Source organism: Actinopolyspora sabaoui (assembly GCF_051225635.1).
Classification (GTDB): Bacteria; Actinomycetota; Actinomycetes; order Mycobacteriales; family Pseudonocardiaceae; genus Actinopolyspora.
Genome location: NZ_JBMIHH010000002.1, coordinates 470,044 through 496,669, shown reverse-complemented (window position 1 = coordinate 496,669; position 26,626 = coordinate 470,044). Strand labels below are relative to the sequence as shown.

The 26,626-nt window shown below is 67.8% G+C and carries 24 protein-coding genes and 2 tRNA genes; 16 read left to right on the top strand and 10 right to left on the bottom strand.

Going from position 1 to position 26,626, the window contains the following annotated elements; translation table 11 throughout:
• The first annotated feature begins 148 nt into the window (after positions 1-148).
• Genes paaC through paaE form a run of 3 tightly spaced genes read left to right on the top strand, consistent with a single transcriptional unit; the run spans position 149 to position 2,665 of the window.
• Positions 149-1,039, top strand: coding sequence for a 1,2-phenylacetyl-CoA epoxidase subunit PaaC (gene paaC, locus ACOQFL_RS04855; RefSeq protein ID WP_435542857.1), 891 nt, complete (start codon positions 149-151; stop codon positions 1,037-1,039).
• Positions 1,033-1,569 (top strand): 1,2-phenylacetyl-CoA epoxidase subunit PaaD, encoded by a 537-nt coding sequence (gene paaD / locus ACOQFL_RS04850; RefSeq protein WP_435542856.1) that lies wholly within the window; start codon positions 1,033-1,035, stop codon positions 1,567-1,569. The genes paaC and paaD overlap by 7 nt, the downstream gene beginning before the upstream one ends.
• Position 1,570: 1 nt before the next feature.
• Positions 1,571-2,665 carry a 1,2-phenylacetyl-CoA epoxidase subunit PaaE gene (paaE, locus tag ACOQFL_RS04845; protein ID WP_435542855.1) on the top strand — a complete coding sequence of 365 codons (1,095 nt, stop codon included), beginning with the start codon at positions 1,571-1,573 and terminating at the stop codon, positions 2,663-2,665.
• Positions 2,666-2,872: 207 nt separating this feature from the next.
• Here the strand turns inward: paaE and ACOQFL_RS04840 are convergent, their stop codons facing one another.
• The 3 genes from ACOQFL_RS04840 to ACOQFL_RS04830 all read right to left on the bottom strand — a co-directional run bounded on the left by ACOQFL_RS04840 (position 2,873) and on the right by ACOQFL_RS04830 (position 5,171).
• Entirely contained in the window at positions 2,873-3,814 is a 942-nt protein-coding gene (locus ACOQFL_RS04840) for a sporulation protein (RefSeq protein WP_435542854.1), read from the bottom strand.
• A gap of 370 nt (positions 3,815-4,184) precedes the next feature.
• A complete protein-coding gene (locus tag ACOQFL_RS04835) occupies positions 4,185-4,391 on the bottom strand; it encodes a hypothetical protein (RefSeq protein ID WP_435542853.1) in 207 nt (68 codons plus the stop codon).
• Positions 4,392-4,550: 159 nt separating this feature from the next.
• Entirely contained in the window at positions 4,551-5,171 is a 621-nt protein-coding gene (locus ACOQFL_RS04830; protein WP_435542852.1) for a YigZ family protein, read from the bottom strand.
• Positions 5,172-5,442: 271 nt separating this feature from the next.
• On the opposite strand from ACOQFL_RS04830, the gene ACOQFL_RS04825 reads away from it, so the two are divergent.
• Both ACOQFL_RS04825 and ACOQFL_RS04820 read left to right on the top strand, forming a co-directional pair.
• Positions 5,443-5,643, top strand: a complete 201-nt coding sequence (locus ACOQFL_RS04825; RefSeq protein ID WP_092602537.1) for a hypothetical protein — start codon at positions 5,443-5,445, stop codon at positions 5,641-5,643.
• Between the two features lie 203 nt (positions 5,644-5,846).
• Positions 5,847-7,001 (top strand): FAD-dependent oxidoreductase, encoded by a 1,155-nt coding sequence (locus tag ACOQFL_RS04820; protein ID WP_435542851.1) that lies wholly within the window; start codon positions 5,847-5,849, stop codon positions 6,999-7,001.
• 512 nt (positions 7,002-7,513) lie between these two features.
• Here the strand turns inward: ACOQFL_RS04820 and ACOQFL_RS04815 are convergent.
• Positions 7,514-8,344, bottom strand: a complete 831-nt coding sequence (locus ACOQFL_RS04815; protein WP_435542850.1) for an aldo/keto reductase — start codon at positions 8,342-8,344, stop codon at positions 7,514-7,516.
• Between the two features lie 195 nt (positions 8,345-8,539).
• Positions 8,540-9,799 (bottom strand): MFS transporter, encoded by a 1,260-nt coding sequence (locus ACOQFL_RS04810; protein WP_435542931.1) that lies wholly within the window; start codon positions 9,797-9,799, stop codon positions 8,540-8,542.
• 405 nt (positions 9,800-10,204) lie between these two features.
• Between ACOQFL_RS04810 and ACOQFL_RS04805 the strand changes: the two genes are divergently transcribed.
• Positions 10,205-11,290, top strand: a complete 1,086-nt coding sequence (locus ACOQFL_RS04805; protein ID WP_435542849.1) for a hypothetical protein — start codon at positions 10,205-10,207, stop codon at positions 11,288-11,290.
• On the top strand, positions 11,290-11,895 hold the full coding sequence (locus ACOQFL_RS04800) for a zinc finger domain-containing protein (protein ID WP_435542848.1): 606 nt from the start codon (positions 11,290-11,292) through the stop codon (positions 11,893-11,895). The genes ACOQFL_RS04805 and ACOQFL_RS04800 overlap by 1 nt, the downstream gene beginning before the upstream one ends.
• Before the next feature lie 63 nt (positions 11,896-11,958).
• Here ACOQFL_RS04800 and ctaD read toward each other — a convergent pair whose 3' ends face one another.
• Complete coding sequence (gene ctaD, locus ACOQFL_RS04795; protein ID WP_435542847.1) at positions 11,959-13,662, bottom strand: aa3-type cytochrome oxidase subunit I; 1,704 nt, start codon at positions 13,660-13,662, stop codon at positions 11,959-11,961.
• A gap of 344 nt (positions 13,663-14,006) precedes the next feature.
• Here ctaD and ACOQFL_RS04790 point away from each other — a divergent pair, with 344 nt between their 5' ends.
• Positions 14,007-14,807: a DUF427 domain-containing protein gene (locus ACOQFL_RS04790; protein WP_435542846.1), complete on the top strand. Its 801-nt coding sequence runs from the start codon at positions 14,007-14,009 to the stop codon at positions 14,805-14,807.
• Between the two features lie 93 nt (positions 14,808-14,900).
• On the opposite strand, the gene ACOQFL_RS04785 is transcribed toward ACOQFL_RS04790, so the two are convergent.
• Positions 14,901-15,539, bottom strand: coding sequence for an SACE_7040 family transcriptional regulator (locus ACOQFL_RS04785; RefSeq protein ID WP_435542845.1), 639 nt, complete (start codon positions 15,537-15,539; stop codon positions 14,901-14,903).
• 141 nt (positions 15,540-15,680) lie between these two features.
• Between ACOQFL_RS04785 and ACOQFL_RS04780 the strand changes: the two genes are divergently transcribed.
• From ACOQFL_RS04780 to ACOQFL_RS04770, 3 genes are all read left to right on the top strand, one after another.
• A complete protein-coding gene (locus ACOQFL_RS04780) occupies positions 15,681-17,294 on the top strand; it encodes a carboxyl transferase domain-containing protein (RefSeq protein ID WP_435542844.1) in 1,614 nt (537 codons plus the stop codon).
• A gap of 271 nt (positions 17,295-17,565) precedes the next feature.
• A complete protein-coding gene (locus ACOQFL_RS04775) occupies positions 17,566-19,638 on the top strand; it encodes an acetyl/propionyl/methylcrotonyl-CoA carboxylase subunit alpha (RefSeq protein ID WP_435542843.1) in 2,073 nt (690 codons plus the stop codon).
• Between the two features lie 63 nt (positions 19,639-19,701).
• Entirely contained in the window at positions 19,702-20,862 is a 1,161-nt protein-coding gene (locus ACOQFL_RS04770; protein ID WP_435542842.1) for an acyl-CoA dehydrogenase family protein, read from the top strand.
• Positions 20,863-21,202: 340 nt separating this feature from the next.
• On the opposite strand, the gene ACOQFL_RS04765 is transcribed toward ACOQFL_RS04770, so the two are convergent.
• Positions 21,203-21,787: a dihydrofolate reductase family protein gene (locus ACOQFL_RS04765; protein ID WP_435542841.1), complete on the bottom strand. Its 585-nt coding sequence runs from the start codon at positions 21,785-21,787 to the stop codon at positions 21,203-21,205.
• Positions 21,788-22,286: 499 nt separating this feature from the next.
• On the opposite strand from ACOQFL_RS04765, the gene ACOQFL_RS04760 reads away from it, so the two are divergent.
• Positions 22,287-23,129 (top strand): hypothetical protein, encoded by an 843-nt coding sequence (locus tag ACOQFL_RS04760; RefSeq protein WP_435542840.1) that lies wholly within the window; start codon positions 22,287-22,289, stop codon positions 23,127-23,129.
• A gap of 228 nt (positions 23,130-23,357) precedes the next feature.
• On the opposite strand, the gene ACOQFL_RS04755 is transcribed toward ACOQFL_RS04760, so the two are convergent.
• Positions 23,358-23,939, bottom strand: a complete 582-nt coding sequence (locus ACOQFL_RS04755) for a hypothetical protein (protein WP_435542839.1) — start codon at positions 23,937-23,939, stop codon at positions 23,358-23,360.
• A 345-nt stretch (positions 23,940-24,284) separates the two neighbouring features.
• Positions 24,285-24,503: a heavy-metal-associated domain-containing protein gene (locus ACOQFL_RS04750; protein ID WP_435542838.1), complete on the bottom strand. Its 219-nt coding sequence runs from the start codon at positions 24,501-24,503 to the stop codon at positions 24,285-24,287.
• 273 nt (positions 24,504-24,776) lie between these two features.
• Between ACOQFL_RS04750 and ACOQFL_RS04745 the strand changes: the two genes are divergently transcribed.
• The 4 genes from ACOQFL_RS04745 to ACOQFL_RS04730 all read left to right on the top strand — a co-directional run bounded on the left by ACOQFL_RS04745 (position 24,777) and on the right by ACOQFL_RS04730 (position 26,608).
• Positions 24,777-25,019, top strand: coding sequence for a hypothetical protein (locus tag ACOQFL_RS04745; protein WP_435542837.1), 243 nt, complete (start codon positions 24,777-24,779; stop codon positions 25,017-25,019).
• Positions 25,020-25,464: 445 nt separating this feature from the next.
• Positions 25,465-26,070 (top strand): ScbR family autoregulator-binding transcription factor, encoded by a 606-nt coding sequence (locus ACOQFL_RS04740; RefSeq protein WP_435542836.1) that lies wholly within the window; start codon positions 25,465-25,467, stop codon positions 26,068-26,070.
• A gap of 357 nt (positions 26,071-26,427) precedes the next feature.
• Positions 26,428-26,503: transfer RNA gene (locus ACOQFL_RS04735), tRNA-Glu, on the top strand.
• Positions 26,504-26,531: 28 nt separating this feature from the next.
• A tRNA-Asp gene (locus tag ACOQFL_RS04730) sits at positions 26,532-26,608 on the top strand.
• Positions 26,609-26,626: the final 18 nt, after the last annotated feature.

The following is a 26,626-nucleotide window of genomic DNA, read 5'->3' as shown; positions in this document are numbered from 1 at the left end:
CGAGAGCACCACGAGAGAACCCGCGGCGGTGCCGACTGCGGGGCTGGTGGAGGTTCGGTCCACTACGGCTCTCGCTCCGGTCCCGCATTCGACAAGTCGTGGTGCCGCGGTTCGGCGGCCACGTTCGCAACCGGTGAGGTAATTCCCCATGTCGTTCGACAACGCCTACGAGGCCATCGCCGAGGCGCATCCCGAGGGGGACGCGCGCTGGGCGTTCGGCACCGGATTCGACGACCCGTTGTCCGGAGTGGACACCACGGTGCCCGCCGGTGTCGACACCGCCGACCTCGCGGCCTACTGCCTGATGCTCGGCGACGACGCGCTGATCCTCTCGCAGCGGCTCACCGAGTGGGTGACGTGCGCTCACGAGCTGGAGGACGAGGTGGCGCTGGCCAACATCGCCCTGGACCTGCTCGGGCAGGCGCGGATGCTGCTCTCCCGCGCGGGCTCGGTCGAGGGCCTCGGCCGGGGCGAGGACGCGCTGGCCTACTTCCGCTCCGAACCGGAGTTCCGCAACGTGCGGCTGGTCGAGCTGCCCGGCGGGGACTTCGGCAGGACCATCGCGGCGCTGCTGGTGGCGTCCACCTGGCGGTTGGCACTGCTCAACCGGCTGGTCGCCTCGACCGATCCGGTGCTCTCTGCGATCGCCGCCAAAGCGGTCAAGGAGGTCACCTACCACCGCGACTACGCCGCGCGCTGGGCCGTCCGGCTCGGCGACGGCACCGACTACTCCGCCGAACGGCTGCGCAGCGGTTTCGCCGACGTGCTGCCACTGGTCGACGAACTGTTCACCGGGCACTCCGTGGAACGGCGAATGGCCGCCTCGGGAGTCGCCGTGGACAGCACCGAGCTGCGGGAGGAGTTCGACGGGGTGCTGTCCCAAGTGGCCGAGCAGGCGAGGCTGCGGCTGCCCGAGGTGAACCGGGTGGGCTCGGTCGGCGGTCTGACGGGACGCGACGGCGTCCACACCGAACATTTCGGCTACCTGCTCGCGGAGATGCAGAGCCTGGCGCGTAGTGATCCGGAGGCGACATGGTGAGCCGTACCGAACGCGATCGAACCCTGGCCGCCGAGGTCGCGGAGTCGGTGACCGATCCGGAACTTCCCATGCTCACCCTCGCCGATCTCGGTGTGCTGCGCGAGGTCACGGTTACCGACGCCGGCGGTGTGGTCGTCACGATCACGCCCACCTACTCCGGCTGCCCCGCGCTGACCGAGATGCGTGCCGACCTGCACCGCAGGCTCACCGCGGTGGGCTACACCGACGTGCGGATCCGCACCGAGCTCTCCCCGCCGTGGAGCAGTTCGTGGATCACCGAGCGCGGCAGGAGCAAACTGGCCGAGCACGGCATACATCCCCCGGACGAGCGGGCCGGTGAGTGGGCTCCCGGGGACGGTGGCGACGGCCCGGTCCCGCTGACGCTGGAACCGCCGCGGCGGGAGATCCGCTGCCCGCGGTGCGATTCCACCGCCACCGAACGGACCTCCGAGTTCAGCGCCACGGCCTGCAAGGCGCTGTATCGCTGCCTGGACTGCCGTGAGCCATTCGAGTACTTCAAGGAGATCTGACGTGTCCACCCCGACAGCTACCGCGCCGAGGCGTCGCGCGGACAACTCCTTCCACACCCTTCGGGTGGCCGAGGTCGAGCGGCTGTGTGACGACGCGGTCGCGGTGACCCTGGACGTTCCCGCCGAGCTGGCCGAGGAGTTCGACTTCCTGCCCGGGCAGTCGCTGACCCTCCGGCGGCAGGAAGCCGACGGTGAACACCGGCGTTCCTACTCGATCTGCTCCGCGCGTGGCACCCGGCCCCGCATCGGGGTGCGACTGGTGCCGGAGGGGTTGTTCTCCGGGTGGCTGACCGGCGGGATCGAGGTCGGCGACGAGGTCGAGGTGATGCCGCCCACCGGGAGGTTCACCCCGGACCTGACCGTCGCGGGCAGGCACGTGCTGGTAGCGGCGGGGTCGGGGATCACCCCGGTGCTTTCCATCGCGGCCTCGCTGCTGGTCGAGACCGACTCGGCGGTCACGGTGATCTACGGCAACCGTCGCAGTGACACGGTGATGTTCGCCGACGAGCTGGCCGACCTCAAGGATCGCTGTCCGAGCCGGTTCGAACTGGTGCACGTGCTCTCCAGGGAGCCCCGGGAGTCCGAACTCGTCAGCGGGCGGTTGGACGCCGAGCGGCTGCGTGGTCTGCTGGGCACGCTGGTGCCGCTCGACGGTTCGGAGCAGTGGTGGCTGTGCGGCCCGTACGGCATGGTCGAGGATGCCGGAGCGGTGCTGGCCGAACTCGGTGTGCCGGGCGAGCGGGTGCACCGGGAGCTGTTCTACGTCGACGACATTCCCCCCGAGCCGGTGCGGCACGAGGAGGGCGACTACGAGGGCGAGGTCGCCCGCGGCCGGGTGACGCTGGACGGCCGCACCACAGAGGTCGCGCTGCCCACCGACACCCCGGTGCTCGACGCGGCCCAGCGGGTTCGCTCGGATCTGCCGTTCGCCTGCAAGGGCGGGGTGTGCGGTACCTGCCGTGCCAGGATCACCGAGGGGCAGGTGCGGATGCGCCGCAACTTCGCGCTGGAGGACTCCGAGGTTGAGTCCGGATTCGTGCTCACCTGCCAGTCGATCCCGGTTTCCGAGGAAGTGGCCGTGGACTACGACGTCTGAGCCCACTTCCCGGGTCGTCGATTTCTCGCGAAATGTACGGGCGGGGCGACCGGGCGCATTCCTCCGGCCGCCCCACGGCAACGACCCGAACCGGTTCGGGCGGTGCGTCCGACCGGTCAGCGCTGTGTGGCCTGCCACGAAGATCGTTACCCGTACCACAGTGGTTCGAGACCGCTCAGGGAGCCGCCGCGAGCGGAGTGGGAGAACTCAGCCCTCCTCTTCTTCTTCCTCCTCTTCCTCGCCCTCCAGGGCCTCGCCGAGCATCATGCCGCCGAGAACGCCCGCCGCGGCGCCCGCGACTCCGCCCGCGACGGCACCGCCCAGTCCGGACCCGGAGTGCCCCGAGCCGTGGCCGTGGTGCTCGTGCCCACCGCCGAAGAACCCGCCGGAGGACTGCGACACCGCCTGCAACCAGTGCTGGATCTCGGAGGTCCAGTCGGTGTGCAGCGCGTCCTCGTGACTGCGGTGGATGCGCCCCAGTGCGTCACCGCCGGAGGTGAACAGGCCGCCCCGTTTGTCCGCCTCCAGCACCACGTCCAGGCTGTCGGGACGCGCCACGAAGGTCAGTTCGACCTCGTTGATGCCACCCGCGAACTGCGGTGGCGCGAAGAACTCGATCTCCTGGTAGAAGGGGTACTGCTGCGCGATGCCGTGCAGCACGCCGTGCTCGACATCGGCACTCTTCAGCGGGGCGCCCATGTTCAGCAGTGCCTCGATCACCGGTTGCTGTGAGGGCAGGGGCTCGACGTGCAGCGGGTCCATGTCACCGGTGTCCACCGCCTTGGCCACCGCGACCTCGGTGCGGACGCCGAGCCGCATGCCGCGCAGCGGCTGACCGCGCAGCGCCGTGATCGGTATCTCCCACGGCAGCGGCAGTTCGAACGGAATCGTGGAGTACTGCTCGGCCTCCAGCGTGAACTCCCCGCTCACCGTGTGACGCTGGAACTCCAGCGCCCCCTTCTGGTCGTCGGAGGTCTCCACCTCGGCCACCAGGATCAGGTCGATCCGCTGGATCTCGGCGGATCCGCTCGCCCCGCCGATGCGAACCTCCCCCGCGACCTGACCCCCCGGTTGGCAGGTTTCCTCGTGCAGCACCGTGTCCACCGACGGGCCACCGATTCCCACTGCCTGCAACATGCGTTTGAACACCGCGCGATCCTTTCGTCGTCGATCGTTGCCGCGGCACCCGCCGCTCGGGCGTGCCACGTGGTTGTACTCGTGCGACGATGCTGCCTTCGTGACGGTTTCCGTGTTGGCGTTGTCCGATTCGATCGTTACCGCATCTTGACTGGAAAACGCCGGGAAGGCCGGAGTCCGCGAGGGCGGGCGGCTCCGTCGATTTCGCGCGAAATCGCCAAGCCGGGGTGGGATGTGCAGGGGATCAGGACTCCCGGGGCGAATGGTCGGAGCGAACCGGTACGACGCGCCGGAGTAACGCACCGACGAAACGGGCCGGGAGTCCCGCCTTGCCGCGACACTGTCCACAGTGCTCGGTGTAGTGGTGTCCGGGGACTCCGGATCACTCGGCGAGCTGGTTGATCGCCTGCGCCCAGCGGAAGTACTTGTTGTTGCCCAGGTCCCTGATCGTACGAATGCCGAAGGCCTTCTCGAGCTGTTCGGCGTCGCTTTCGCTGACTCCCTGCAGTGCCGCCACGGGAGCATCGGGAAGCTCGCTGAGCGGCTTGCCCTCGTAGGCCTTGTCGAGCTTGTCCGCGATGTCGGTCATCCGGTTCCTTTCGGCGTGTCGTGTTGTGAGTGCCCACCCCCTCGGGTACGTGCTTATCACGCAGCGAAGCCGAACGAACACGACAATGTTGATCTTCTCACTGACGCTTTCGTCCGATATGGAGTTTTCAATAGACTTCTCCGGAAGTTGTCGGGATCATCACTCCGCCACTTCCACGAAGATCCGCGCACCCCGGCTGACCCGGGCGTTGCCTCCCGCCGCCTCGGTGAGCCAGTGTTCGAAGGCCGCGGTGTCCGGCTCCGGTACCGGAACGTCGAACTCCACGAAACTTCCGTAGCGCGTGTCCGAGGGCTCGTACCCGGCACCGCGCAGTTCGTTGTCCAGTCTTCCCGCCGTGGAGTGATCCACGGCGACCGAAACCACCCGAGCGGGCACCCGCCGGGCCAGCCCGACCTCCTCCAGTGCTCGGCCGGTAGCCGTGCCGTACGCCCGGATCAGGCCACCCGAGCCCAGCAGCACGCCCCCGAAGTAGCGCACCACCACGGCCACGGTGTTGGTCAGCTCGTTGCGGTGCAGCACCCGCAGTATCGGCATTCCCGCCGTGCCGGACGGTTCCCCGTCGTCGTTGGACTTCTGCACCTCGGCGTCGTCGCCCACCACGTAGGCGTAGCAGTGGTGCCGGGCATCCGGGTGCTCCTTGCGGCACCGCGCCACGAACTCGCGTGCCCGCGACTCGGAATCGACGCGTTGCAGCACGCACAGAAAGCGGGACTTCTTCGCCACGAGCTCTGCCGAACCGGCCTGTCGGATCGTGCGCATGCCCTCCTTCCTACCGGAAACGGGCTGTGGAGCCCCTCCCGTGCCCGAAGTCCCCGTGCGTCCGCTCACCCGCGAGCTCCGGCAGTGGCGAATCGATCACACAAGGTGGCCCTCGCTCCGGTGGTAGTGGTGACAACGCTCACCCGAAAACCGGTGTGATCTCGGGCACGTCCGATAACCGGCGTCGATAGCACCTGCACACGCTTTCGTGGGTGGATACCGGTGGGAGTGATTTTTCGTGCCGCCAGCCGGGCACGTACCGTCCACTCTCATGGAGCAGTCATCGAGTCCGTTGGAACCAGGCACACGGGTGCGCGCTTCCTTCGGCCGTTTTCAGGATCAGACGGGAACCGTGGTCGAGGCCGCGACCGGTCTGCCGGACGTCTTCGACGGGCCCGTGCTGTGGGTCCGTTTCGACGGAGACGAGGAGCCCGGCCTGGTCGCGGGCCGCTTCCTCGAACGCGCGGCCTGACCGTGGTCACGGTCGGCCCGCGCGTTCCGGGATTCTCGGTCGATGATCGTGCCGACCGGCGGATGATCCGGATGTGAGTAATCGTAAGTCCCGTTCCGGTTGAGTTCCGGATAAAATGCACCCGAGGTGCAGCGTTGTAGCGAGGACGGTTCTGCTGGTCGCGCTCCCGCACGGGGGGCGCCGGTGACGAAACGGACGGAGACATGCGGGTTCTGGTCATCGGGGGAGGCTTGGGAGGACTCGCCGTGGCCAAGGGCCTGCTCGACAACGGTCACCGGGTAAGGATCTACGAGCACGCCGAGCAGCTTCGGCACGGTGGTGCCGGGGTGACGGTGTGGAGCAACGGAACCGCCGCGTTGCGCGGGCTGGGGATCCCGCTGCAAGGCGTCGGGCGCCAGCTGCACAGCCTGCGTGCGATGACCGCGACCGGCAGGCTGCTCTGGGAAGCGGATCTGGACGAGGTGACGGAACGTCTCGGGTCTCCCACGGTCGAGATCCCCCGGCGGGAACTGCTGTATCGCATGGCCGAAGCGCTGCCGAACGACGTTTTCCGGTTCGGTAAGCGGTGTGTCGGCGTCCGGGAGTTCGCCGATCACGTCGTGGCCGACTTCGCCGACGGCAGTTCGGAAACCGGTGACGTGGTCGTCGGGGCGGACGGGCAGCGGTCCATGGTCCGCCGCACGGTGCTGGGGGGTGAACCGGCACGGCCGACCGGCTGGGCGAGCTGGCAAGGGCTGACCCGCAGCGACCTGCCGATCGCCTACGGCTACCAGACGCTGAACATCGCGGGACGCGACGGCCACTGTGGGCTCATACCGGCGGGTGAAGGGCTGCTGCACTGGTGGTTCGACATGCCGTGGCGGGACGACCAGGCCGAGTTGACCGTGGCGGACCTGCGATCCGTCTTCACCGGCTGGCCGGAACCCGTGGAGGAGCTGCTGGCATCGGTGTCCGATGAGGACCTGGGATTCTTCCCGCACATCCGGCATCAGATACCGAAGGTCTGGGGTGGGCCGCGAACCACCCTGATCGGCGACGCGGCGCACGCCATGCCGCCCGCCGTGGCGCAGGCCGCCAACCAGACGATGGAGGACGCCTGGCTGCTCTCCTGCTCACTCGCCCACGACGGCAGGCACCCCGAACCGATGTTGCGGGACTACGAACAGCAGCGCAGACCCCGCGTGGCCAAGGTGTCGCGTACCGCGGCGCTGACCTCGGCGCAGCGTCGTACCCCGTTGCAGCGCATCGGCAAGTTCCCGCGCTGGATCGCCACTCGCAGCCAGGTGATCTCGCTGCGCTCCGGCAGCAACATACTCCGCGGGCTTACCCCACCCGCGGTCTCCATGGGCGTCGCGTAACTGAAATGTCGGCGGTTTTCGGCGTGGCGGGGTAGCCGGCACGTGAGTCGGCGCCTTGCGGCGTTGGGCCGGCTCTTGAGTAGCGACCTACGCGGCGAGCGGCCCGGCCTCGCAATGCATCCGACTCACGCACCGGGGACACGCGCTGCTCATGCCGCATGACTGATGATGCGGATCCACAGCCCGGTGCTCGTGGGTGGTCTAGCGGCGGAACCTCTGGCACGGCTCTCGCTGCGGGTGCCCCGACCTCGGGTAGCGACCTACACAACGTCGGGGCCGTCCTCGCGAGAGCCGCACCGGAGAACCCGCGGTCGGTCCTGCTGCGAGGGTGGTCGGCGTTCTCCCCGCGAGGGTGATCGGAGTTCGGCACTGCGGCGTAGCGGCGTGGCGATTTCGTGGGAAATTGACGGAGCCCGCCGCAGCAGACGGTGCGGGGTGGGAGGTACACCCGGTGCCTCCCACCCACGGCGCAGCAGCGCCTCCGCCCGCGTGAGCGATGATTCACCCTTCGGTCACGCGCCGAAGACGTCCGGGTTGGGCCCGACCCGACCACCGTTGTCCAGCTCGCCGATGGCCTTCATGTCGTCCTCGCTGAGTTCGAAGTCGAACAGCTCGAGGTTCTCCCGAACGCGCGCCGGCGTGGCCGACTTCGGGATGGTCACGTTGCCCAGCTGGATGTGCCAACGCAGCACCACCTGGGCCGGGGACTTGTCGTACTTCTCGGCCAGGCCCTGCAGCCGGGAGTCCTCCAGCAGTCCCTTGCCCTGCCCGATCGGGCTCCACGCCTCGGTGGCGATGCCGTGCTCGGTGTGGAAGGCCCGCAGCTCTGCCTGCGGCAGGTTGGGGTGCAGCTCGATCTGGTTCACAGCGGGAACCACGTTGGTCTCCTCGAACAGCCTGCGCAGGTGCGCGGGGTGGAAGTTCGAGACGCCGATGGCCTTGGCCCTGCCCTCGGCGTGGAGCTTCTCGAACGCCTGCCAGGTCTGCACGTAGGTGTCCTGACCGGGCATCGGCCAGTGGATCAGGTAGAGATCCACGTAGTCCAGCCCCAGCTTGTTGAGGCTCTCGTCGAACGCGCGGAACGTCTCGTCGTAGCCCTGCCTGTCGTTCCACAGCTTGGTGGTGACGAACAGTTCCTCACGCGGGATGCCCGACTCCGCGATAGCCCTGCCGACGCCTTCCTCGTTGCCGTACACGGCCGCCGTGTCGATACTGCGATAGCCCGCTTCAAGAGCGGCTTTGACCGGTGCCACTACCTCCTCGGAGGGGATCTGGAAGACGCCGAAGCCCAGCTGCGGCATCTTCGCACCGGTGTTGAGCGTGATGTTCGGAACCTGGCTCATCTGGTGTTCCCTTCACGAACGTCGACTCGTAACACGGCCACCAATCGGACGGCGTTTCATCCCCTGTTCAGGGGAAGCACGCCGTCCCGTGCAACCAGTGGAATCGATCAAGCATTCCCGACCGCGGAGATTGCATCACGAGCTGGGTGGAATCGCCCGGTGTGGCCTCTCGGTACCCGGGGAGTTCTCCTCGGCTCAGTGCGTGGGCGCGGGCGTCGGGCTCGCCGATTCCGCCACCCGGGCTGGGGCGGTTTCTTCCGAAGCGGTTTCGGAACCGCCGGAGCGATTCCGGCGACCGGAACCGCCTCCGGCGCCACGACGGTCGAGCCTGCCGGAGAGCACCGCGAAGCCCAGCCCCACCAGGGCCAGTACGGCTCCGACCCAGCTCGGCGAGATCAGGCCGAATCCGGCTGCGATGACCAGCCCGCCCAGGTATGCGCCCAGGGAGTTGGCGATGTTGAAGGTGGACTGGATACTGGCCGAGCCCAGCGAGGGCGCCTCCTTGGCCTGGTCCAGGATCCTGGCCTGGATGCTCGGGATGGCGGCGAAACCGGTGACGCCGACCAGGAACACGTTGACAGCCACCAGCACGGTGTTGTGCGCGGTGAACGTGAACATCGTCAGGACCACGGCCAGCGCGGTCAGGAAGATGTAGAGCGTACGCATCGGGGAGCGATCCGCCAGCCTCCCGCCGATCACGGTGCCCAGCGTCATACCGGTGCCGAACAGCGCCAGCAGCACGGTGGCGGCCAGCGGCGTGTAGCCGCTCACCTGGATGAGCAGAGGCTTGATGTAGCTGTAGAACGAGAACGTGGCCGCGAAGCCGAACACCACCACCGCGAAGGCCAACCAGACCTGCGGGCGCCGGAAGGCCGACAGCTCGCCCCGCACGCTGACCTCGGTGGGTTTGGCCTGGCGCGGCACCAGTACGCTCACGGCGGCCAGCGCCACCGCTCCGATCAGCGCCACCAGCCCGAAGGTCCAGCGCCAGTTGATCGCCTGGCCGAGCAGCGTGCCCAGCGGAACACCGACGATGTTGGCCACGGTCAGCCCCACGAACATCATCGAGATCGCCCGGCCGCGTTTGTCCCGGCTCACCAGGCTCGCGGCCACGACGGCCCCGATACCGAAGAACGTGCCGTGCGGTAGTCCCGCCACGAACCGGGCCGCCAGCAGCGACTCGTGTGTCGGCGCGATCGCGGACAACAGGTTGCCCACGATGAACAACCCCAGCATGCTCAGCAGCATGGTCTTTCTGCGTATACGCATCCCCGAGATCGTCAGCAGCGGTGCGCCGACGACGACCCCCAGTGCGTACAGCGAGATGTAGCCGCCCGCCGCCGAGATCGACACGTTCATGTCGGTGGCGACCTCGGGCAGCAGCCCCATCATCACGAATTCCGTGGTACCGATTCCGAATGCCGCGATGGCGAGTGCCAACAGGGCAACAGGCAACACTTTCTCCTTGCGGTGTAACGCGGACACGCCGACAGGTTTCGGTGGACGCGAGCCGGTGTTTTCGGTTTCGCGACCGCGGTCAAGAGATCGGGAACGGTCGATCGATGCGTGGGCTTCTGTGCCCGGTCGGGTGGCGCCTGTGCAAGCGACCCGTACGAGTAACGCTACAGTGCGCGGAGTCTGTTCCTGCATCGATTATGAAGGGCGCCACTTCGGGGCAACGGTGGTTCCACCCGAAAAGAGTAGTCGGGTTACTCGTTGTGTCCGCGATCCTTCCGGAACGCCGCTCGTGCGACCGGTTCGACGGCTTCGCGTGGGGGCGACGCACGTTGTCCGAGTGTGCTGTCGGGCGGTATAGCCTTGTCCGGGCACGGCGTGTGACACCGATGGAGGAGTCGTTCGATGGATGGTGCGCTGTCTGCCGACTGGGACGGGTGGATAGCGGTCCCGGCCGAACTGGCTCAGGACAACTCCATGAGCCTGCAGGCCAGAGCGGCCTTCACACTCATCCAGGCCAAGGGGCGGGTGCGGTTGAGCGATCTTGCCTCCGCGGGGGCGTCGGATCCCATCGAGATGATCGCCGAGCTGGAGCGCTACGGCTGGTTGACCGGGTCCTCGGCGGAGACCGGGGTGCAGTGGACGCTGCACGCTCGTGCCGTCGCTCCCGGTGAACGGACCGCGTTGGCCAAGGAAGCCACGGCCCCGGTGGCCAGGTCGACTGCCTCGCGGGAACCCGAACGTCCTTCGGCGCCGAACACGGGGTCCGGATCCGGCGGTGGGTCGCTCCCCAACAACGGGTCGGCCTCCGGCAGCGGGTCCGGTTCGAACGGTGGGTCCGCTTCGAACGGTGGGTCCGCTTCGAACGGTGGGTCCGGCAACACCATGAGCACGGAGAGCCTGGTTCGGCAGTGGGCCGAGCAGCAGAAGAACCCGATACCCGACCGGATCCTGGAGCGACTGGCAGGCGAGATCAGGGCCAAGCGCGAGATGTCGCCGCTGGCCAACACCGGCGACCTCATCGCGGCGCTCAACATCTGGCGCGACAAGAAGACCTCACCGAGCAGGTTCTCCGAGTGCTACGGGGAGGCGTTGCAGCGTTCGGCGCGGGACGTCTACGACGGCTCCTCGTCGAGCACCGCCGTCGCCAAGGAACCACCGGCCGAGCGCGCGAACCCACGGCCCCGGCACCTCTCGCTGCCGGAGTCCAAGGAGAAGGCGGTCGGCGCGTCCACCCGCCCCCTACCCGGGCACTGTGGTAATGCCGGGTGCGACAGCGGTTACATCGAGCAGAGCGACGGGAAGCTGCGCAAGTGCCCCGACTGTCTGCCGGAGCCCGCCTTCGGTCGCCGAGCCTTCGACCTGCCCAGGCAGGCACACTACGTCGCCGCCCAGAACAAGCGGCGGATGCGCGAGAAGGTCGAGAACGAGCAGAGCGAGAACGGCTCCGTCATCGACATCGACGGCCCGCCGGACGAGGAGGAAGCCTGATGGAAACCTACGAACTCCCCGAGCTGTTCCAACTCGCCGCGAGTTACGACAGGTCGTTCGAGGGGTTCGCCTACCCCAAGACCGAGCAGCAGCAGGGCAAGGCCGATCTGACCGCGGAGTCGTGGGCGGCGGCGCTGGGAGACGTCCCCGCCGACTTCGCCAAGTCCGTGGTGGTGGAGCACTACCGCAGGAACTCGGTCTCGATCTCCACCAGCGTGATCCACCGCGAGTGGGTGGAGTACCGCAACCAGCAGATCCAGAAGGCCGAGAGCGCGGAGATCAAGTCCAAGCCTCGTCCCTCCGCGGCCGAGTCGCTGCGCGGGTGGGAACGGGCCACCGCCGCGTTGCTGGAAGCCAAGGGGCAGGATCCGGACGAGGCGATTCAGGACATCAAGGCCCGACGGCAGGTGCTGCAGGTCAAGTGCCCGGTCTGCCGGGCCTCGCCGGGTAAGGGCTGTGTCTCCAGTGCCGGCAACAAGGTGCAGCCGTTGTCCAACAACAGGTCGCACCCCTCCCGCTTCGAGGAAGCGGGGGTGGAGATGCCGGTGCCGAACGCGGCGAGCGAGGATCAGGAACACGAGGGAGCGACAGCGGAACGCGGCTGACCCCGGAAGCGGCACACGCGGCCACAGTCGCCACACGCCGCCACGCCTCGCGGTTCGCGACACTCACTCCTTGCGGCGATCGGGCCTGGGGCCGGTCACGTGGGCCTCCAGCTCCATGCGCTCCGACATGTGCGGGTAGTGCAGTTCGAAAGCGGGTCGGCTGGAGCGGATCCGGGGCAGCTCGTAGAAGTTGTGTCGCGGTGGCGGGCAGGAGGTCGCCCATTCCAGCGAGTTGCCGTGCCCCCACGGGTCGTCCACGTGGACCTGCGCGCCGTAGCGGTAGCTCTTGAACACGTTGTACAGGAAGGGCAGCATCGAGGCCCCCAGCAGGAAGGCCCCGGCGCTGGAGATCACGTTGAGCGTGATGAACCCGTCGGTGGGCAGGTAGTCGGCGTAGCGCCGGGGCATTCCCTCGTTGCCCAGCCAGTGCTGCACCAGGAACGTGGCGTGGAAGCCGATGAAGGTCAGCCAGAAGTGTGCCTTCGCCAGCCGCTCGTCCATCATCCGGCCGGTCATCTTGGGGAACCAGAAGTAGATGCCCGCGAACACCGCGAACACGATCGTGCCGAACAGCACGTAGTGGAAGTGCGCCACCACGAAGTAGGTGTCCGAGACGTGGAAGTCCAGCGGGGGTGAGGCCAGCAGCACACCGGTGAGCCCGCCGAACAGGAAAGTGATCAGGAAGCCGACGCTGAACAGCATCGGTGACTCGAAGGTCAGCTGGCCGCGCCACATGGTGCCGATCCAGTTGAAGAACTTGATCCCGGTGGGTACCGCGATCAGGAACGTGGTGAAGGAGAAGAACGGCAGCAGCACCGCCCCGGTGACGAACATGTGGTGGGCCCAGACGAGCACCGACAGGAACCCGATGGCCCAGGTGGCGTACACCAGCCCGGTGTAGCCGAACAGCGGCTTGCGGGAGAACACCGGCAGGATCTCGGTGATGATCCCGAAGAAGGGCAGCGCGACGATGTAGACCTCGGGATGGCCGAAGAACCAGAACAGGTGCTGCCAGAGGATCGCACCACCGTTGGCCGGGTCGAACACGTGGGCGCCGAGGTGCCGGTCGGCCAGCAGACCGAACAGTGCGGCGGTCAGGATCGGGAAAGCTATCAGGATCAGCAGGCTGGTGACCAGGATGTTCCACGTGAAGATCGGCATCCGCCACATGGTCATGCCGGGCGCGCGCATGCAGACCACCGAAGTGATCATGTTGACCGCGCCGAGGATCGTGCCCAGGCCGGAGACGATCAGACCTGTGATCCACAGGTTGCCCCCGATTCCCACGCTGAACTCCGACAGCGGTGGGTAGCCGGTCCAGCCGAAGTCGGCCGGACCGTCCGGGGCGAGGAAACCCGCGATCACGATTATCCCGCCGAACAGGAACAACCAGTAGGAGAACGCGTTCAACCGGGGGAAGGCCACGTCGGGAGCGCCGATCTGCAGCGGCAGTATCACGTTGGCGAAGCCGAACAGGATCGGTGTGGCGAACAGCAGCAGCATGATCGTGCCGTGCATGGTGAACAGCTGGTTGTACTGCTCCTGCGAGATCACTTGCATACCGGGTGCGGCGAGCTCGGCGCGGATGAACATCGCCATCAGCCCGCCGATCAGGAAGAACGTGAAGGCTGTGGAGAGGTAGAGCACGCCGATCCGTTTCGGATCGGTGGTGTGGGTCAGCGCGACCAGCACCGAACCCTTCCTGGCCCGCTGTCGGCCGGATGCGCGCGTCGGGACGGGTGTGGGCTGTGCGTCGGGCGTAGCCATCCTGCCTGCCTCCCTCGGCTCGGCGGCCGAACCCGTCCAGTCTTGCGCCGCTGCCGTCACCTCGCAAAACGTGTTCTTAACCCGATAGGTTGATGTTGGTTCGTTCCGGGAGCATGCTGCGGGTGGGGAGTGTTGCCACCGGTGTGTGAGTGACGGGCGCGGGCCACGGTTCACAACGCGGGGTACCGAAGGCGGATCGGTAACCGGGGCCGTGGGTCGACCCGGCGACGCCCTGTTTCGGCGAGGGCGGGTTCCGGGGAGGCTCTGCCCCCGGGGAGGCTCTGCCCCGGAGAGGCCGGGCACCGGTTACGAAACTGATTCCGAAAGAGTTCGAGGTTATCGCAGTGGCTCTTACCCTGGGCGACGGTCCGCTCACCAGCAGGCCGCCGGAAACGGTGAACTACCGCATCGACGGTCCCGCGCACCGACTGCTCTGGCAGGATTTTCCGCGGCGCGTGCGGGCGAGGTTCGGGGGGGAGACCGTGCTGGACAGTTCGCGGGGCAAGTTGTTGCACGAGAGCAACCTGCTGCCGCAGCTCTACGTACCGGTCGAGGACGTCCGCGCGGACCTGCTCGAATCGAGCACGCGGCACACGCACTGCCCGTTCAAGGGCGATGCCGAGTACCAGTCGGTGCGGGTGGGTGATCGCGTCGCGGAGAGCGCGGTGTGGCGGTATCCCGATCCCATCCAGGACGCGTCCTGGCTGGCCGGGCATTTGTCCGTTCGTTGGGATGCGATGGACCAGTGGTTGGACGAGGAAGAGGAGGTTGTCGGGCACCTCCGCGATCCCTATCACCGGGTGGATGTCCGGAACACCGCACGCCACGTCCGGGTGAGCAGTGGCGATGTGGTGCTGGCCGAGAGCGGCCGGGCCGTGCTGCTGTCCGAGACGGGGCTGCCCAACCGGTTCTACCTGCCCGCCGAGGACGTGCGCACCGAGCTGCTGGAGAACAGTGCCACGACCACGGTCTGCCCCTACAAGGGAACCGCCACTTATCGGTCGGTGCGTGGCGCGGGCCTGGACTTCCCGGACGCGGCGTTCCGTTACGAGCAGCCGCTGCCGGAGTCGGCCGGGATCGCGGGGCTGTACTGCTTCCTGGCCGACGGTGTGACGACCACGGTGGACGGCACCCCGGCTTACTAGCTCCCGTCCACTGGCTCCCGTCCACTGGCTCCCGTCCACTGGCTCCCGTTCGTTGGGTTCCCCTCCGCTGGTTTCCTGCCTACCGGATTCCCGTCACCGAGTATCTGGCACGCCCCGGCGGTGCCCGTCCTCGTCGGCCCGCCGGTCGGTCAGTAGCGCGTTCATCGCCATCCGGTGCAGCAGTTCCGACATCCTCGTGGGATCGAGGCGTGCGCTGTGCGGGGTTGAGTTGATCAGGCCGAGCACCGCGTGGGCGGATGCGCGCGCGGTGTGCTCGGAGAGGTCGGTTCGGCACTGCAGCAGGGTGTCGACCCAGACCTCCACGTAGCCGCGCTGCAGTTCCCGGACCCGGTGGCGGTCGGGTTCGGCGAGGCTGTCCAGGTCGCGCAGGTGCACCGTGATCAGTGCCGAGTTCGTCAGCGCGAACTCCACGTGCCAGGCGACCAGGGCTTCCAACGCGGTGATCGGGTCGGGGGTGTTCACCGTTCTGGCTCGTCCGCCGTGGAGCAGCCGTTCGCTGATGCCGGTCAGCATCTCGCCGAGCATCGCGTCCTTGCCCCGAAAGTGCCGGTACAGCGCCGGGCCGGAGATTCCGACCGCCGCGCCGATGTCGTCTATACCGACCCCGTGGAATCCGTAGCGGGCGAACAGTTCCGCTGCCGCGCTCAGCAGCTGTTCACGTCTCGACGTGGCACCGCCACGTCCGGTTCCGTCGGGGGCCTCGTTCGTCATCGGATCCGATACTAGACGAAACTGGTTAGTCAGCGTTAACATCGCTACGTTAACGATCATTAACTACATTGGTCGTGCCAATGGGCGCCCACCGGCGTTTCCAGGCGCGGCCGCGCCCGAACGGAAGGTACGGGTAGCGAGATGGATGCACCGGCGCTGTCCACCAACGTGGACCCCACGGCCGAGTCCTACGAGCGTTACACCTCGGAACACACCGCACTCGTGGCTGACCTGAACACCCGCCTCGAACGGGTCCGGGCGGGCGGTCCGGAAAAGACCAGACGCCGCCACGTCGAACGCGGCAAACTGCTGCCGCGCGACCGCGTGGAAACACTGCTGGACCGCGGCTCCCCGTTGCTGGAACTGTCCCCGATGGCCGCGCACGGGCTCTACGACGACGAGGCACCCGCCGCCGGGATCATCACCGGCATCGGGAGGATATCCGGGCGGGAGTGCGTGATCGTCGCCAACGACGCCACTGTCAAGGGCGGCACTTATTACCCGATCACGGTCAAGAAGCACCTGCGCGCCCAGGAAGTGGCGCTGCACAACAACCTGCCCTGCGTCTACCTCGTCGACTCCGGCGGTGCCTTCCTGCCGAAGCAGGACGAGGTCTTCCCGGACCGGGAGCACTTCGGCCGGATCTTTTACAACCAGGCGACCATGTCCGCGCGCGGTATCCCCCAGATCGCGGCGGTGCTCGGCTCCTGCACCGCGGGCGGCGCCTACGTCCCGGCCATGAGCGACGAGGCCGTGATCGTTCGCGAGCAGGGAACCATCTTCCTGGGCGGCCCCCCACTGGTGAAGGCCGCGACCGGTGCCGAGGTGACCGCCGAGGAACTCGGTGGCGGCAAGCTGCACGCCCAGACCTCCGGTGTCACCGACCACCTCGCGGCCGACGACGCCGACGCGCTGCGCATGGTGCGCTCCATCGTCAGCACCCTGCCACCCGCACCCGAGCGGCCGTGGCAGGTCGCCGAGGTGGAGGCCCCCACCGCCGATCCCGAACAGCTCTACGGCGTGGTGCCCACCGACAGCCGCACCCCGTACGACGTGCGCGAGGTCATCGCCCGCGTGGTCGACGGCAGCCGGTTCTCCGAGTTCAAGGCCGAGTACGGCACGACGCTGGTGACCGGCTTCGCCCGGATCCACGGCCACCCGGTGGGGATCGTGGCCAACAACGGCATCCTGTTCGGCGAGTCGGCCCTCAAGGGCGCCCACTTCGTGCAGCTCTGCGACCGGCGCCGGATCCCGCTGGTCTTCCTGCAGAACATCTCGGGGTTCATGGTGGGCAAGGAGTACGAGGCCGGTGGCATCGCCAAGCACGGCGCCAAGATGGTCACCGCCGTGGCCTGCGCCCGCGTCCCCAAGCTGACCGTGGTCATCGGAGGGTCGTTCGGGGCGGGCAACTATTCCATGTGCGGGCGGGCCTACTCGCCGCGGTTCCTGTGGATGTGGCCGAACGCCCGGATCTCGGTGATGGGCGGTGAGCAGGCCGCCTCGGTGCTGGCCACCGTCCGTCGCGACCAGTTCGAGGAACGCGGCGAGCACTGGTCGGCGGCCGACGAGGAGGAGTTCAAGCAGCCGGTGCGGGAGCAGTACGAGCACCAGGGGCACCCCTACTACTCCACCGCCAGGCTGTGGGACGACGGCGTGATCGACCCGAAGCAGACCAGGGACGTGCTCGGGCTGTCGCTGTCGGTGGCGGCGAACGCGCCGCTGGAGCAGGTGGAGAACGGCGTGTTCCGCATGTGACCGGAAGTACCCGGAAGGCGTGCCGACCGGCGGAGATCCCGCCGACACGACCACACGACCACCCGAATCCCGGTGGCCCTTCGGAGGCGAGGACATGGCCGACAACCAACCGTCACCAACCCGGCAGGCAGCGAACCCGCAGGCAGGTAACCCACGGGCAGCGACGAACCAACCGGCGGCGACTTCGGGGACAGCGCCTCCCCAGGCAGCGAGTCCCCAGGCAGCGAGTCCCCAGGCACGGCCCGGGCCGGCGGGGAGCGAGCCGCCGGGAGTGCGGCGCTTCGACACCGTGCTGGTCGCCAACCGAGGCGAGATCGCGGTACGCGTCATCCGCACCCTGCGCGAACTGGGCATCCGCGCGGTCGCGGTCCACAGCGACGCCGACACCACCGCCAGGCACGTCGCCGAGGCCGATGCCGCGGTGCGCATCGGCCCACGGGCGGCGACCGAGAGCTACCTGGACGTCGACCGCGTCATCGAGGCCGCCGTATCCTGCGGTGCCCAGGCCGTTCACCCCGGCTACGGCTTCCTGTCCGAGAGCGCGGCCTTCGCCGCCGCCTGCGCCGAGGCGGGACTGGCGTTCATCGGCCCCTCGGCGAGCGCCATCGAGTCCATGGGCGACAAGATCCGTGCCAAGCGCACGGTCGCCGACGCCGGCGTCCCGCTGGTGCCCGGCAGCGCCGAGGAGGGAGCCACGGACGAGGAGCTCCGCCGCGCGGCGCTGGACACCGGGCTGCCAGTGCTGTTCAAGCCCTCGGCGGGTGGTGGCGGCAAGGGGATGCGGCTGGTGCACTACGAGCACGAGCTCGACCAGGCCATCACCGCCGCCCGCAGGGAGTCCCGCGCCGCCTTCGGCGACGACACCATGTTCGTGGAGCGGTTCGTCACCCGCCCGCGGCACATCGAGGTGCAGATCCTGGGCGATTCCCACGGTCACGTGGTGCACCTCGGCGAGCGGGAGTGCAGCCTGCAACGCCGCCACCAGAAGATCATCGAGGAGGCCCCGTCCCCGCTGCTGGACGCCGAGACCAGGGCGCGGATCGGCGGCGCGGCCGTGGACGCCGCCAAAGCGGTCGGCTACGTGGGCGCGGGCACGGTCGAGTTCATCGTCTCCGCCGACCGCCCCGACGAGTTCTTCTTCATGGAGATGAACACCCGGCTGCAGGTGGAGCACCCGGTCACCGAGCTGGTCACCGTGCTGCCCGAACACCCCGGAACCCGACCGGCCGAGGACGGGTCGGGAATCGATCTGGTGGCGTGGCAGGTCCGCATCGCCGAGGGTGAGCCGTTCCCCTACGACCAACACGAGCTGGACATGACCGGGCACGCCGTCGAGGCCCGCGTCTACGCCGAGGACCCGGCGCGTGGCTTTCTGCCGACCGGTGGCGAGATCCTTCACCTCCGCGAACCGAGCGGTGCCGGTGTCCGGGTGGACTCCGGTATCAGTACGGGCAGCGTGGTCGGCTCCGACTACGACCCGATGCTGGCCAAGGTGATAGCCCACGCGTCGAACAGGTCCGAGGCGCTGCGTCGGCTGGATGGCGCGCTGGCCGAGACATCGCTGCTGGGGCCGGTCAGCAACCTCGGCTTCCTGCGCGCGCTGCTGAGCCGGACCGAGGTGCGCTCCGGCGAGCTGGACACCGGGCTGGTCGACCGGGAGCTGGAAAACCTCGTCGGTACCGAGGGCGCGCGTGACAACCCACCGAAACACGTGCTGATCGCCGCCGCCGCGGCGCTGCTGCTGGTCGAGGAGACCGTGGCCGAGTCCGGGGACCCGTGGGACACCCTGGCGGGCTGGCGGCTCGGTGCGCCGGGGTGGATGAACTGGCGGTTCGCGGTGGACGGTGACCGCACCACGGTGTGGCTGCGGGGTGCTGCCGGCGCGGCCGAGGTGGTGGTCGATCCCGGCGGCGAGCAGCTGTCCCGCCACCGGCTGCGCGCCGACCGGGCGGGTTCGGTACTCACGATCACGCTGGACGACCACACCCACCGCTACGACCACGTGGTGCGAGGCGACACCGTGCACCTGGCCGAGGGCGGTGCCTACTGGGCGCTGACCGAGCACACCCTGCTTGCCGACGCGGCCCGCGACACCGGTGCCACCGACGGCGCGGTGGTCAGTCCGATGCCGGGAACCGTGCTGGTCAGCAACGTCGAGCCGGAACAGCGGGTGGCGAGCGGCCAGCCGCTGTTCGTGGTCGAGGCGATGAAGATGGAGCACACCGTCGTTTCCCCGGTCGACGGCACCGTCGCCGAGGTGCGCGTCACGGCCGGACAGACCGTCGATCTGGAACAGTCGCTCGCGGTGGTGACCGCGGACGAGGACACCTCGCGCGGGGAGTGACCCTCCCTCGCGAGTCGAATCGACACGGCACTACCTGCCGTGTCCCGCCCTCAGGAGGTCGGCATGGTGGACTATCGACTCAACGACGAGCACGAACAGCTGCGGGTGGCAGCGCGCTCCTTCGCCCAGAAGGAAGTGGCACCGGTCATCGGTGAGCACTACGAACGCGAGGAGTTCCCTTACTCCATCGTGGCCGGTATGGGGCGGATGGGGCTGTTCGGGCTGCCCGTGCCCGAGGAGTACGGCGGGATGGGAGGCGACTACCTCGCGCTGTGCGTCGCGCTGGAGGAACTGGCCCGCGTGGACTCCTCGGTGGCGGTGACCCTGGAGGCCGGGGTCTCGCTCGGGGTAATGCCGATCTACCGGTTCGGCGACCAGCGGCAGCGGGAGCGGTGGCTGCCCCGGCTGGCCTCCGGCGAGATCCTCGGCGCGTTCGGGCTCACCGAACCGGGCGGTGGTTCCGACGCGGGTGCCACCCGCACCACCGCCGAGCTGCGGGACTCGGAATGGGTGATCAACGGTTCCAAGGCGTTCATCACCAACTCGGGGACCGACATAACCGGATTCATCACCGTCACCGCCGTCACCGGCACCAAACCGGACGGCCGCAACGAGATCTCCACCATCATCGTCCCTTCGGGGACGCCGGGACTGACCGTGGCGCCGAAGTACTCCAAAGTGGGTTGGAACGCCTCGGACACCCACGAGCTCGCGTTCGACGACTGCCGGGTTCCGGCGGAGAACCTGCTGGGGGAGCGCGGGCGCGGCTACGCGCAGTTCCTGGCCACGTTGACCGAGGGGCGGGTCGCCATCGCCGCGCTCGGCGTGGGGCTGGCGCAGGGCTGCGTGGACGAGTGCCTGCGCTACGTCGAGGAGCGCAGCGCCTTCGGCCGCAGGATCGGCGAGAACCAGGCGATCCAGTTCAAGCTCGCCGACATGGAGCTGCGTGCCCACACCGCCAGGTTGGCCTACTACGACGCGGCCTCCCGGATGCTGCGCGGCGAGCCGTACCAGAAGCAGGCGGCCATCGCGAAGCTCGCCTCGTCGAACGCGGCGATGGACAACTCCCGCGACGCGACCCAGATCTTCGGCGGGTACGGCTTCATGAACGAGAGCCCGGTCGGCCGGTTCTACCGGGACGCCAAGATCCTGGAGATCGGGGAGGGCACCAGCGAGGTGCAGCGGATGCTGATCGCGCGGGAGCTGGGGCTGCCCTCGGAGTGAGTTCGGGGCGCCGCGACCCCCGAAGTAGCGGAACAGGCCCCCGGTGGTGCGTGGCCTCGATCTGCCAGGATGGTGCCGTTACATCCCCCACGCCTCTCCACGGAAGCGCACTTGGGGGATTTTCGCTGTCCGGTGGCAGGAGCGCACATGTCCTGAAAGAACGATTCAGGGTCGCCGCGTTCGCGTCGCAGATCGAAGAACTACGGTGTGGTCACTGTCGAGGACCGCTCGTTGACATCTTCGTGTGGGCCGCCGTGCTTTCGGTCTTCGAGTCCTGTCCGCTCCCGCGACTGCCGGAGACCGCTGAGGACACTGAATAGGTCATCCGAACCCGGCTGATCTATCGTTTCCGGTACGTCAGGTGCAGCACGCCGCTGTCGTGGCGCTGCGTTTCCGACAGCGTGAATCGTTGCGGCGAGAACTCACCGTCGAACAGGGGAATCCCCGTCCCTGCTACCACGGGGTGGAGCTTCACGATCAGCTCGTCGATTTCGGAACGCAGGGTGGCGGCGAGCCCCGCTCCGCCGCACAGCCAGATCTTCTTCCCGTCCTCGCGTTTGAGTTCGCGAACCGTCTCGACCGGATCTGTGGAGACGAGCTCCACGCCCGGGTCGGGAGCCTGGGGCATGGTGCGGGAGAAGACGTAGTGCCGCAGGTGTGGATAGGCATTCGCGACTCCGGCTCGCAGCCCCATCTCGTAGGAGCCGCGGCCTTCGACGACGGTATCGAACACCTTGTTCGCGGGATGCGTGTTCAGGGCGGCGCGTACCGGTGCCGGGATGATGTCCGGGTAGTCGGCGAAGATCGCCTCCATGTGGCCGCCCTCGGCCACGAAGAAACCGTCCGGGCCCGACGGATCCGACCCGTCCGGTCCGGCGATGAACCCGTCGATCGTTGCTGCCACGAAATAGGTCAGCTGACGCAAACGCACCTTCCCTGGAACAGGGGACTCGGGGCGAGCCTACGATCATGGCCGCTGCCGTCGCCTGTAGCACCAGCCGCCACGAGGCAACCCTACACCCCACAGCCACGTGCGAAAGCATTTTTTACCGCCGATGGGTTTTTGGATTCAGCTGTTGGAGGTCGGTGGTTGCGTTGGCCGCAAGCCATTCCGGCGGCGTCGTTATTACGATGCGACATTGTGGAGGCCGGTGCTGCGCCATGCGTTCCCGAACTCGACGGGCACCCGTGGCGACTCACACGCGGTTGCGCACCTAATCCGCGCATTGCGCGACCGATTCTTGAATCGCGGCCCATTATTGGTGGAGTGCGCGTGCCGGAAAATATCATGCCGAAAAGGAACGAAATGTGATAAGATCATTTCTGAATTGACTAGGAAACAATTCACGAGCGGCCAACAGTGATCGGGATGCCGTGCGGCGAGTCATCAGCGACTTGAGGAACGCGTTGGAAGGAATGTGATATTGATTTCGCGTCTGTGGGCCGAACTGCCCGGTATCAGTCCCGAGCTGGCCGCCGCGGACAGGGCGGCCGTGGACGCCTGGCACGCGGATGAAGCGGACGGTGCTTCGGAGGATGCCGAAGCAGGGGCCGACTACCCGGTGCTGTTGCGACTGGCCGAGTTGGGTTCCTCGTTCGCCGCTCGGGCGAACCGGATGAGCGCCTGGCAGCGGGAGCGGTTGCTCGGCCGCCTGGAGGAGGTGCTCGTTTCCGGCACCGAACACGAGCAGGACGCTGTGGCCACCGGATTTCTCGAAGCCCTTGTCACTGCCTACGATCACGGTGACTTCGACCTGGCGACCGTCTGGCACGAGCTCGGCGAGGAGTCGCGGCACTACATCAAGATCTGGAACACGCGAACGGGAGTGGCGGTCCCCTATTGGATGACGTTCCGGGATCCTCCCGAGCCACAACCCGCGGGTGCCGCCGTGGCGCTGCTGCGGGATTCCTGCGACCGCCTGGCGAACGCCGACGACAGGCTGCTGGGCACGTCAACGGAAACGCGGAGCGCCGAACCCGACTACGACCTGCAGCACCGGGTCGAGAACATGGCCGCCGAGTTCGTCCGCGACTTCCGCGAGATCGACCGACCGAACCGGGCGAAGGTCTTCGAGGCCTTGGAAAAGGTTGTCCTTGGCGCTCCCGAACACGACGTCACGGCCATCGCGGAGCGGTTCGTTCCCGCGCTCGTCACGGGCTGCCGGCTGGGAGTTTTCCCTCCCATGCTGATCCTGAGCGGACTGGGAGCGCACACGGCCCACTACTTCAACAAAGTCAATGAAGAAATGGAACAAGAGATGGAGTGACCTGCTGATCTTTCCACGTGGCGGCCTGTGCTGGTTTCACTGGTCGGGCCGTCCTCACGAGAGTGCGACGCTTGAGCTCCCGCGTGGCACGGGGATCGGGGCTTCCGGCGCCGGAATCCCCGGGGCACGCCCCGCCCGTGATCTCGAGGAGATCAGACGGCGGCTCGCGTCCGGGGTCGGCAGCGGCTGGCTGGGATCGCTGTCGGGGGTCGCTGGCGCGGAGCTCGATCAGTAGTAGCGGTACTGCCCGTGCGGGATGGTGATCTCCGTCTCGGTTTCCGAGGAGTTGCCGCCCCCGGGCCCATGCTTCGGGCCTTGGGAGAACGCCGTGGTGGGGTACTCGTCCGGCGTGGGCGGGCCGTCCTGGAACTCGGTGGGAAAGCCCTCGTCATCGTAGCGGTGGTCGCCGTACAGCCCCGGGTCCCGCACGTCGTCGGTCTCCTCTTCGGGGCGGGCGTGCGCGGGCCGCTGTTCCGCACCGCTCGGCCGCTCCGGCTGCGGTGATTCCGCGGGCCGCGGCGGTTCCTCCGGGATCTCCTGCAGGTGTTGCAGCACCCAGTCCCGCGCCAGCGCGCTCGGCGACGTGCCCTGCTCGGCCGCCAGCTCCTTGAGCCGCTCGTTGGCCATCAGCGGCAGTCGCAGCTGATGCACCTCGGAACCGCCGAAGTTGCGCCCGGTCCCCGTCGTCTCCGGATCCGCGTCCGGCGAGAGCGCCGCCAGGTAGGAGTCCAGCTCCTGGTCCGACTCGGCCGACCGCTGATCCGCGTCGTCCGTACGTTTGCGTCCGCTCTTCGCCCGTCCTAGTACCACCCGGACACGATAACGGTTCCAGGCCGGCGTGGCGGTGGATGTGGGGGTGCTCACGGCGTGTCGTAGCGGCATCGGTAGTGGGCGACCCGTGTAATCGCTGGTCGCGTTGCCGTGCCGCCGCAGCGGCTGCCTCGAGTGGGCCGGTAACTCGATGGGCCGCACGAACCCCGCGGGGGATTCCGAACCGGCGGACTCCAAGAGTCGGCCCCCGCGTCGGGGGAAGAGCGCGGGGGCCAACGCAATGCCGATCTCCACAGCTGCTGACCGGGGGTGTGTCAGCGCTTCGATTGTGGCACGTCGAGGCGCCCGTTGGGGAGTGTCGCGAGGATTTTTCGTTTATGTCCGTTAGTTCCGGGACCACTCGGCCACGGTGTAGCCGGCCTCCTCCACGGCGGCGCTGGCGGCCTCCTCACTGATCCCGTTCTCCGAGGTGACGGTCACGTCCCCGTTGTCCAGGGAGACCTCGACGTTCGTGACCTCGGGCAGCTCCCCCAGCTCCTCCTGGACCGAGGCGACGCAGTGCTGGCAGGTCATTCCGGCGACTTTGAAGGTTTGCGTGGACATCGCGGCTCCTTCGTGGTGAGTGTCGTTGTCCTCGACCCCGAAAATACCCCAGGGGGGTAAGCGGTCGGGGATGAGCCGGGTCACTGTTACCCGGTTTCGGGTTGCCGCTGTCCGCGACCGGGAATCCGGGGGAGGCATTCGGAGTTGTGCCGGATGTGATTTCCCTCGGTCGGGTAGCAAACACGCTTCGTGTTCGCGAATCACCCCGCAGGGGGCTATGTTTGAAGCCGATGGGTGGATAACCTGCGGCGACACCCTAGTCGGGGAGGGGTTATGGACGGGTCACTCGACGTACGCAAGTTCTTGGCGTTGCAGGACAGAGCTTCCCCCAGGTCCGCGGCCGCCGAGGTTCCGAGACAGCGCGACGGCGACTCCGGCGGGCTCTCCTCCGAGCAGTTGCATCGTGCGCGGCTCGCGGTCGCACGTGGGGCGCGGGACCGGGAGGACTGCCGCATGCTGCTGGCGATGCTCGGACTCGCCGAGGACGACAACGAGGAATCCACGCGGGAGGACTGAGCACCGCGCGGGTCCTCTCGAACGCGAACGGAACGCGCTGTGCGTTCCGGTGGCGGGCGCGCGTTCTACCGCGCGGAGATCACGCCGTTCTCCCGTTCCCCGATGTTCCGTCGAGCGTGCCACCGGGCCCCGTGAATCCGACCCCCGGGATCCGACCCCGCGAGACGCACACCCCCCGGTGGAGCGTCTCGCGGGGCATCGGCGGGCGGCCGTGCGGCCACACCGAAAACCTACCCGGGAGTCTCTTTTGGGTGTTCACCAGGTCGCCGATGTTTCTTGAGTAGCCACTCGAATCACTGATGGTTGGGCCGATGGGATGAAATTTGCCCACGCGCGGTAACTTCAACTCGTAAAGTTGATCATCCGTTCGTGGGCGACAGCTGTTCGCTCTATCACTGAGCGTGCTGGCTGTTCGTCCGCGGGCACTCGTTGGAGCCGCGTACCCATGCCTCAGCAACGTCGTGCCCAACTGACTCGTCACGCGATCGTGGTCGCGGCGGCCGAGGAGTTCGACAGAACGGGTTATGACGCCACCCCGTTGAGCGCGATCCTGCGTCGCGGCGGTGTCACCAAGGGGGCGTTCTACTTCCACTTCGCATCCAAGGAGGAGCTGGCCCTGGCGCTCGTCGAATCGCAGGCGTACCGCTGGCCCAAGTTGCGTGGCGAGTGGCTAGGGCGCGAGCTCGACCCGCTGTCGATCGCGGTGGGGATGCTCAACGAGGCGGCGCGGCTGATCGAAGAGGATGTCGTGCTCCGCGCCGGGACGGGCCTGGCCCGACACCGGATCGCGCAAGGGAGAGGACTCGACTCCGAACCGGACTGGGAAACCCTGCTGCTCGACCTACTCCGCAGAGCCTCGGCGGGCGGGATGCTGCGGCCCGGAGTGGATCCCGAGGCGGTAGCCCGCGTCGCCTACGCCGCACTGGTCGGTGCGCGGGTGCTCGGGCCGAGGCGGGAACCCGGCGCGGGCGTGCGGATGGAGGAGACCTGGCGGATCACCTTGCAAGGGGTCGCCAGTCCCGAGTGGTTGAGCAATCGGAGGGCCCGCTGAGCTTCTCGGGCTTCCCGGCGGAGTGGCACGCCCGAGTTCGCTCGATGTTGCGACCGGCGTCACAAAATCGCCTCGGGTGGGGGATCGGGGGTTCGGTGGAGGTGTTCGGCGGGTGCGCGAGCTCGTTCCGGCTTGTTGGATCTGCCGGCTTCGTCGGGCGAAGCAGCAGCTCAGCGGTGTATCGTCGGTGGAGGCGGCCGGGTTCGCTCGGCCGTGAAGGGAGGGCGTGTGTCGATAGGGGACCCCCCGTTTACAACTCCCCGAAGGCATGACGTAAGCTTTTAATCGTTCCCAACGGGGCATCCGACAACGGAAAGCCGGTTGGAGGCAAGGCCGATCAGGGCTCTGGTCGACCAAGCCCCCATCGTCTAGAGGCCTAGGACGCCGCCCTTTCAAGGCGGTAACGCGGGTTCGAATCCCGTTGGGGGTACCACCGGACTCGTCCGGTGACAACAACACATGGCCCAGTGGCGCAGTTGGTTAGCGCGCCGCCCTGTCACGGCGGAGGTCGCGGGTTCGAGTCCCGTCTGGGTCGCCAGCGCGATCGGCCATGAGC

Excerpts from the sequence above, each read along its gene's own strand:
- ACOQFL_RS04825 (WP_092602537.1), top strand. The coding sequence starts at position 5,443 with ATGGAGCAGTCATCGAGTCCGTTGGAACCAGGCACACGGGTGCGCGCT.
- ACOQFL_RS04800 (WP_435542848.1), top strand. The coding sequence starts at position 11,290 with ATGGAAACCTACGAACTCCCCGAGCTGTTCCAACTCGCCGCGAGTTAC.
- ACOQFL_RS04780 (WP_435542844.1), top strand. The coding sequence starts at position 15,681 with ATGGATGCACCGGCGCTGTCCACCAACGTGGACCCCACGGCCGAGTCC.
- ACOQFL_RS04740 (WP_435542836.1), top strand. The coding sequence starts at position 25,465 with ATGCCTCAGCAACGTCGTGCCCAACTGACTCGTCACGCGATCGTGGTC.
- ACOQFL_RS04815 (WP_435542850.1), bottom strand. The coding sequence starts at position 8,344 with ATGAGCCAGGTTCCGAACATCACGCTCAACACCGGTGCGAAGATGCCG.
- ACOQFL_RS04805 (WP_435542849.1), top strand. The coding sequence starts at position 10,205 with ATGGATGGTGCGCTGTCTGCCGACTGGGACGGGTGGATAGCGGTCCCG.
- ACOQFL_RS04830 (WP_435542852.1), bottom strand. The coding sequence starts at position 5,171 with ATGCGCACGATCCGACAGGCCGGTTCGGCAGAGCTCGTGGCGAAGAAG.
- ACOQFL_RS04835 (WP_435542853.1), bottom strand. The coding sequence starts at position 4,391 with ATGACCGACATCGCGGACAAGCTCGACAAGGCCTACGAGGGCAAGCCG.
- paaC (WP_435542857.1), top strand. The coding sequence starts at position 149 with ATGTCGTTCGACAACGCCTACGAGGCCATCGCCGAGGCGCATCCCGAG.
- paaD (WP_435542856.1), top strand. The coding sequence starts at position 1,033 with ATGGTGAGCCGTACCGAACGCGATCGAACCCTGGCCGCCGAGGTCGCG.
- ACOQFL_RS04785 (WP_435542845.1), bottom strand. The coding sequence starts at position 15,539 with ATGACGAACGAGGCCCCCGACGGAACCGGACGTGGCGGTGCCACGTCG.
- ACOQFL_RS04770 (WP_435542842.1), top strand. The coding sequence starts at position 19,702 with ATGGTGGACTATCGACTCAACGACGAGCACGAACAGCTGCGGGTGGCA.
- ACOQFL_RS04745 (WP_435542837.1), top strand. The coding sequence starts at position 24,777 with ATGGACGGGTCACTCGACGTACGCAAGTTCTTGGCGTTGCAGGACAGA.
- ACOQFL_RS04750 (WP_435542838.1), bottom strand. The coding sequence starts at position 24,503 with ATGTCCACGCAAACCTTCAAAGTCGCCGGAATGACCTGCCAGCACTGC.
- ctaD (WP_435542847.1), bottom strand. The coding sequence starts at position 13,662 with ATGGCTACGCCCGACGCACAGCCCACACCCGTCCCGACGCGCGCATCC.
- ACOQFL_RS04820 (WP_435542851.1), top strand. The coding sequence starts at position 5,847 with ATGCGGGTTCTGGTCATCGGGGGAGGCTTGGGAGGACTCGCCGTGGCC.